General features: G+C 67.0%; 8 protein-coding genes. 5 read left to right on the plus strand and 3 right to left on the minus strand.

What is annotated here, in order from left to right; genetic code table 11:
* Positions 1 to 137: 137 nt before the first annotated feature.
* Positions 138 to 503 (minus strand): YraN family protein, encoded by a 366-nt coding sequence (locus KBZ15_RS17645; RefSeq protein ID WP_197150943.1) that lies wholly within the window; start codon positions 501 to 503, stop codon positions 138 to 140.
* Positions 504 to 601: 98 nt separating this feature from the next.
* Between KBZ15_RS17645 and KBZ15_RS17650 the strand changes: the two genes are divergently transcribed.
* From KBZ15_RS17650 to KBZ15_RS17670, 5 genes are all read left to right on the plus strand, one after another.
* Positions 602 to 1,102 (plus strand): pentapeptide repeat-containing protein, encoded by a 501-nt coding sequence (locus KBZ15_RS17650; protein WP_255016534.1) that lies wholly within the window; start codon positions 602 to 604, stop codon positions 1,100 to 1,102.
* Positions 1,103 to 1,116: 14 nt separating this feature from the next.
* Positions 1,117 to 1,509 (plus strand): hypothetical protein, encoded by a 393-nt coding sequence (locus KBZ15_RS17655; protein ID WP_255016535.1) that lies wholly within the window; start codon positions 1,117 to 1,119, stop codon positions 1,507 to 1,509.
* Positions 1,510 to 1,548: 39 nt separating this feature from the next.
* Positions 1,549 to 2,208: a TMEM165/GDT1 family protein gene (locus KBZ15_RS17660; RefSeq protein ID WP_255016536.1), complete on the plus strand. Its 660-nt coding sequence runs from the start codon at positions 1,549 to 1,551 to the stop codon at positions 2,206 to 2,208.
* Between the two features lie 55 nt (positions 2,209 to 2,263).
* On the plus strand, positions 2,264 to 3,265 hold the full coding sequence (gene gap / locus KBZ15_RS17665) for a type I glyceraldehyde-3-phosphate dehydrogenase (RefSeq protein ID WP_255016537.1): 1,002 nt from the start codon (positions 2,264 to 2,266) through the stop codon (positions 3,263 to 3,265).
* Between the two features lie 65 nt (positions 3,266 to 3,330).
* The gene (locus KBZ15_RS17670; RefSeq protein WP_197148611.1) at positions 3,331 to 3,705 is read left to right on the plus strand and encodes a hypothetical protein; all 375 of its coding nucleotides are present in this window, start codon (positions 3,331 to 3,333) and stop codon (positions 3,703 to 3,705) included.
* Here KBZ15_RS17670 and KBZ15_RS17675 read toward each other — a convergent pair.
* Entirely contained in the window at positions 3,656 to 4,414 is a 759-nt protein-coding gene (locus KBZ15_RS17675; RefSeq protein ID WP_255016538.1) for a succinate dehydrogenase/fumarate reductase iron-sulfur subunit, read from the minus strand. The genes KBZ15_RS17670 and KBZ15_RS17675 overlap by 50 nt on opposite strands.
* The coding region (locus KBZ15_RS17680; protein WP_255016539.1) for an FAD-binding protein at positions 4,411 to 5,362 on the minus strand (952 nt) is incomplete at its 5' end. The genes KBZ15_RS17675 and KBZ15_RS17680, both read right to left, overlap by 4 nt.

Here is a 5,362-nt window from a genome sequence, read left to right on the forward strand (position 1 = left end):
AACCAGTGCTGGCCGAAGCGCTTACGGACGCGATGGGCAGCAAAACTCATGGATCTCGCCGCTGTCTCTGGGCCCTGCAGTTCAGCATCCCAAGGGAAGCTCCAAGCAGGCAACCGGGCTCGTGGGTGACCCGCCCATCAGTGATCGAGGCGCAGCCAACGCACTGGCCCCCGGGCCGGGGCCAGGGGCACAAGGGCGAAAACCAGCTCCACCGCGCTGGCGGCCCAGTCGGGATGGGCTGCCAGCCAGCAGGCCCAGGCCCGCTCCAGCCTCAAGCGCTTACCCCGATGCAGGGCCGCCACACCCCAGCCATCGGGTCCGCAGCGGCGGCGGCCCTTCACCTCCACCAGCAGCAGCCGGCCGGCCTTTTCCAGCACCAGATCCAGCTCGCCCCAGCGGCAGGTCCACTGGCGCGCCAGCAGGCGCCAGCCCCGCTGCTGCAACAGGCGCAGAACCCGCTGCTCAGCCCAGTCCCCCTGGCGGCGGGCAGCGGTGCGGGGCATGGGCAGGCTCCGGGCGCATTGGTGTTGATGGCCTTCAGCCTTCCCACCGGGGCCTGCCGGCAACAGGTTCCTAGGCTGGCCCTACCTACCCCGCCGACATGCCCTTGTACTGGCGTTCCCTCGCCCAGCGGACGCTGGCCCTGCTACTGAGCCTGGCTGCGAGCTGGTTCATCCCCGCTGCTCCGGCCCTGGCCGCCATGGACGTGGCCAAGCAGGTGCTGATCGGCGCCGACTTCTCCGCCCAGGACCTGCGGGGAGCCACCTTCAACCTCACAAACCTGCGCGATGCCAGCTTCGCCGGCTCCGATCTGCAGGGGGCGAGCCTGTTTGGCGCAAAGCTGCAGGATGCCGACTTGAGCAACACCAACCTGCGCGAGGCCACCCTCGATTCAGCGATCTTCGATGGCACCAACCTCACCAATGCGGTGCTCGAGGATGCCTTTGCCTTCAATACCAAGTTCACCAACGTGGTGATTGAGGGGGCCGACTTCACCAACGTGCCCCTGCGCGGCGATGCCCTCAAAAACCTCTGCGGCGTGGCCAGCGGCACCAACCCGGTGACAGGTCGCGACACCCGCGCCAGCCTGGGCTGTGGCTGAACCCCTCTGGATCGATGAGCTTTGACGCCCACAGCCGCAAGCGCCTCGAGGACCTTGGCCGCACCCTGCCCCAACCCCTCCCCCAGCCCCAGCCCGCCGCTGGCTCCTCGCCGAGGGCAACGGAGAAGCGCCACCGGGTGGAAGTGGAGGAAAACCCCGAGGCCCTATTCCGCGAGCTGATGCAGATAAGCCCCGATGGCAGCGTGCCGCCCCACCTGTTGGATCGCTTGAAGCAGCTCGAAGCGCGCCGGCAGCCAGCCGCCCAGGCTTCCGCCAAGGGTGCCGCCCAGACTCCCGCCCAGCCATCGCCCGGCCGAAGCGGCCCTCGCAGGGAGCCCGGCCCAGACCACGGCGACCTTTATACGGCCTTCCAGCAGCTGCTGCTGGAAGACGAGTCCCTCGAGTGAGAGGGCAGGTTTGGCTCCGTGCTGGGCTAGGGGTGGGGGATGGCTAACCCCCTCAGCGCAGATCCCAGCCTGGCGGCCTTCGGCTCCAGCCTCGCCGCCATCTCCCTGGCGGAGCTGGGGGACAAGACCTTCTTTATGGCGCTGATCCTGGCGGTGCGCCACCGGGCCCGCTGGGTCTTTGTGGGGGCCTTCGCCGCCCTGACAGCCGTCACCCTGATCTCCCTGGCCCTGGGTTACGGCCTACGGGAATTGCTACCCCAGACCGTGGTGCCCTGGCTGGCGGCCGCCCTGTTTCTGGGCTTCGGCCTCAAGCTGCTGATCGATGCCCAGGCCATGGCGGCTAATGCGGCCAGCGCCGAAGCTGAGCAGGCTGAGGAGGCGATCAACGCGGCACAAACCGGCGGGGTGGGTGTCACCGCCTGGGCGGTGATCTGGGAAGCCTTTGTGCTGGTGTTTGTGGCCGAGCTGGGTGACCGCACCCAATTCACGACGATCTTCATGGCCACCGCACCGGCCCAGGTGTTCAGCTTTGCCGGCCTGCTGGCCGGCACCCTGCTGGGCCATGCCCTGGTGACCTGGCTGGCGGTGGGGGCAGGCAAGTGGATTGGCCAGCGGGTTGATGAGCGGCTGCTTTACCGGCTCAGTGGCGGCCTGTTTCTGGTGGTTGGCCTGGCGTCCCTGAAGCAGGCCCTGGGCTGACGGGCCCCGTAAGGTGTCCAGCAACCATTCGCCCCAGGGTTTCAGGAGCACCGCGATGACTATCCGCATCGGCATCAATGGTTTCGGCCGCATCGGCCGGCTGGCCTTCCGCCGGGCGGTGACGCTGGCGGATGTGGAGGTGGTGGGTATCAACGACCTGATTGATCGCGACTACCTCGCCTACATGCTCCGCTACGACTCCAGCCACGGCCGCTTCCAGGGGGATGTGCGGGTGGAGAACGACCAGTTGGTGGTCAATGGCCGCCCTATCCGGATCAGTGCCGAAAGGGACCCCAACAACCTCAACTGGGGTGATGTGGGGGCCAACTACGTGCTCGAGAGCACCGGCTTCTTCCTCACCGACGCCTCCGCCCGCGCCCACATCAACGCCGGTGCCAGGCGGGTGGTGATGAGTGCCCCCTCCCAGGACGACACGCCGATGTTTGTGATGGGCGTCAACCACAGCAGCTATGCCGGCCAAGACGTGGTTTCCAACGCCAGCTGCACCACCAACTGCCTGGCGCCGATGGCCAAGGTGGTGCATGACAACTTCGGCATCGTCAGTGGCTTGATGACCACGGTGCACGCCACCACTGCCACCCAGAAAACCGTCGATAGCCCTTCGGTGAAGGACTGGCGCGGCGGCCGCGGCGCAGCCCAGAACATCATCCCCAGTTCCACCGGTGCGGCCAGGGCCGTGGGCCGGGTGATTCCCGAGCTCAACGGCAAGCTCACCGGCATGGCCTTCCGGGTGCCCACTCCGGATGTATCGGTGGTGGACCTGACCGTGAATCTGGCCACACCGGCCAGCTATGACCAGATCAAGGCCGCCATGAAGGCCGCCTCCCTGGGTGCCATGGCCGGCATCCTGGGCTACACCGAAGACCAGCTGGTGAGCACTGATTTCGTTGGCGAAAGCTGCACCTCGGTGTTTGATGCCCATGCGGGTATCGCCCTGAGCGACACCTTCGTGAAGCTGGTGGCCTGGTACGACAACGAGTGGGCCTACAGCTGCAAGTGTCTCGACCTGATGCGCCACATGGAGACCATCTCCTAAGACAGATGGAGACCATCTCCTGAGACAGGCCGGGCACTGGAGAAGGGCCAACCCCTTCCCTGCCCATGGCCTGCAGCGCCCTGATCTCCCTGCTCGACACCCAGCACAGCCGCCAGGGCAACTGGTGGCTCCCCGATGGGGGCTTCCCCCAGCACCTGGCCAGCCTGCTGGGCTCACCGCTGCGGGCCAGCGGCCGGCCGCCCAGGAGCTGGCACGACCTCCAGGCGGTGTTCGAGCCCCTGGGGCCCCTGGCCAGCCCCGATGCCCCTGCCGCCAGCTACCGCTACCTGCTCTGCCTAGACCGGCGCGGCAGCCGCATCTCCTGCTGGCGGCGCTATCCGGAAGGGCTGGGCTGGCAGCGGCGCTGTGGGCCCATGCCCCTGGCCCAGTTCATCCGCCGCTTCCAGCAGCCCGCCGCCGCTCGCCGTGCATCCAGCTGATCCAATCGGCGGAAATCTGCTTGGGGCACACCGCCTCACACTCGAGCTGGTTGCTGCAGCTGCCGAAGCCTTCGCGCCCCATCTGCTGCTGCATCGCTTCTGCCCTGGCGGCCCGCTCGGGCTGGCCCTGGGGCAGCTGGGCCAGATGGGCGAGCTTGGCGGCCACAAACAAACTGGCCGAGGCATTGCGGCAACTGGCCACGCAGGCGCCGCAGCCGATGCAGGTGGCGGTTTCAAAGGCTGAGGCCGCCTGGTCGCGGCCCACCAAAATGGCATTGGCATCCGGGGCATTGCCGGTGTTCACCGAGCAGAAGCCCCCCGCTTCGATCAGGCGATCAAGGGCACTGCGATCCACGACCAGATCCTGAATCGGGGGAAAGGCCTTCGCCTGCCAGGGCGCGAGCACCAGGGTGTCGCCATTGTTGAAGCGGCGCAGATACAGCTGGCACACCGTTGTGGCCTCCTGGGGGCCGTGGGCCTGACCGTTGACCAGAAAGCCACAGCTGCCGCAGATGCCTTCGCGGCAGTCGTGCTCAAAGCCCACCGGCCTCTCGCCGGCGCTGATCAGCTGTTCAGTGAGCAGATCCAGCGCCTCGAGCAGGGAGAGATCGGCTGAAACCTGCTCCAGCCTGTAGTTGGCGTAGGCACCAGGCGAGTCGGGGCTGCGCTGGCGCCAGATCCGCAGGGTGAGGGAAATCAGACCACTCATTGGTAGTTGCGGGTGCTCGGCTGGAGCAGGCTGAAGCTCAGGGGTTCCTGATGCCGGATCGGATCGGCGCCCGGCCGGTGTTCCCACGCTGCGATGTGGGCGAAGTGTTGATCGTCGCGGACGGCTTCGCCCCCGGAGCTCTGGTGCTCCTCGCGGAAATGGGCCCCGCAGGATTCCTCCCGGGCCAGGGCATCGCGCAGCATCAGCTGGGCCAGGCCGAAGAAATCACTCAGCCGCAGAGCCTTCTCCAGTTCCCCATTGGGCTCATGGGCGCCGCCTGGCACCCGCAGGTCTTGCTGGAACTGGGCTTCCAGCTCGGCCACCGCTGCCAGGCCGGCCCCCAAGCCCGCGGCACTGCGACTGATGCCGCAGTGCTCCAGCATCAGCTGGCCTAGGGCCCGATGGAAGCTGTCCACCGGCCTGGTGCCAGCCACCGCCAGCAGGGCCTCGATCCGCCCTTGGGCCCGCTGGCTCGCTTCCAGGCAGGCCTCCCGCACAGCGGAATCATCTGGGCCAATCGCCGTGGCCCCCTGCTCGGCCAGCCAGGCTGTCACGGTGGCGGGAGCAATGAAGTATCCATCGGCCAGGCCCTGCATCAGGGCACTGGCACCGAGCCGGTTTGCCCCATGCTCGGAGAAGTTGGCCTCACCGAGCACAAACAGGCCCGGGATTGAACTCATCAGGTGATAGTCGACCCACAGACCGCCCATGGTGTAGTGCGGCGCGGGATAGATCCGCATCGGTGCGGCCATTGGATCATCCCCGGTGATCCGCTGATACATCTCAAACAAATTGCCATAGCGGGCTTCAATGATTTCGGAGCCCTGGTTGGCAATGGCGTCATGGAAATCGAGATAGACCGAGCGGCCGCCCGGCACTACTCCATGGCCCCCATTGCAGAGCTCCCTAGCCCGTCTGGAGGCCACATCCCTAGGCACCATGTTGCCG

This window comes from Cyanobium sp. BA20m-p-22, from assembly GCF_024346275.1.
GTDB lineage: Bacteria > Cyanobacteriota > Cyanobacteriia > PCC-6307 > Cyanobiaceae > Cyanobium_A.

Coding starts and splice junctions, on each gene's coding strand:
- KBZ15_RS17645 (WP_197150943.1), bottom strand. CDS start 503: ATGCCCCGCACCGCTGCCCGCCGCCAGGGGGACTGGGCTGAGCAGCGG.
- KBZ15_RS17650 (WP_255016534.1), top strand. CDS start 602: ATGCCCTTGTACTGGCGTTCCCTCGCCCAGCGGACGCTGGCCCTGCTA.
- KBZ15_RS17655 (WP_255016535.1), top strand. CDS start 1,117: ATGAGCTTTGACGCCCACAGCCGCAAGCGCCTCGAGGACCTTGGCCGC.
- KBZ15_RS17660 (WP_255016536.1), top strand. CDS start 1,549: ATGGCTAACCCCCTCAGCGCAGATCCCAGCCTGGCGGCCTTCGGCTCC.
- gap (WP_255016537.1), top strand. CDS start 2,264: ATGACTATCCGCATCGGCATCAATGGTTTCGGCCGCATCGGCCGGCTG.
- KBZ15_RS17670 (WP_197148611.1), top strand. CDS start 3,331: ATGGCCTGCAGCGCCCTGATCTCCCTGCTCGACACCCAGCACAGCCGC.
- KBZ15_RS17675 (WP_255016538.1), bottom strand. CDS start 4,414: ATGAGTGGTCTGATTTCCCTCACCCTGCGGATCTGGCGCCAGCGCAGC.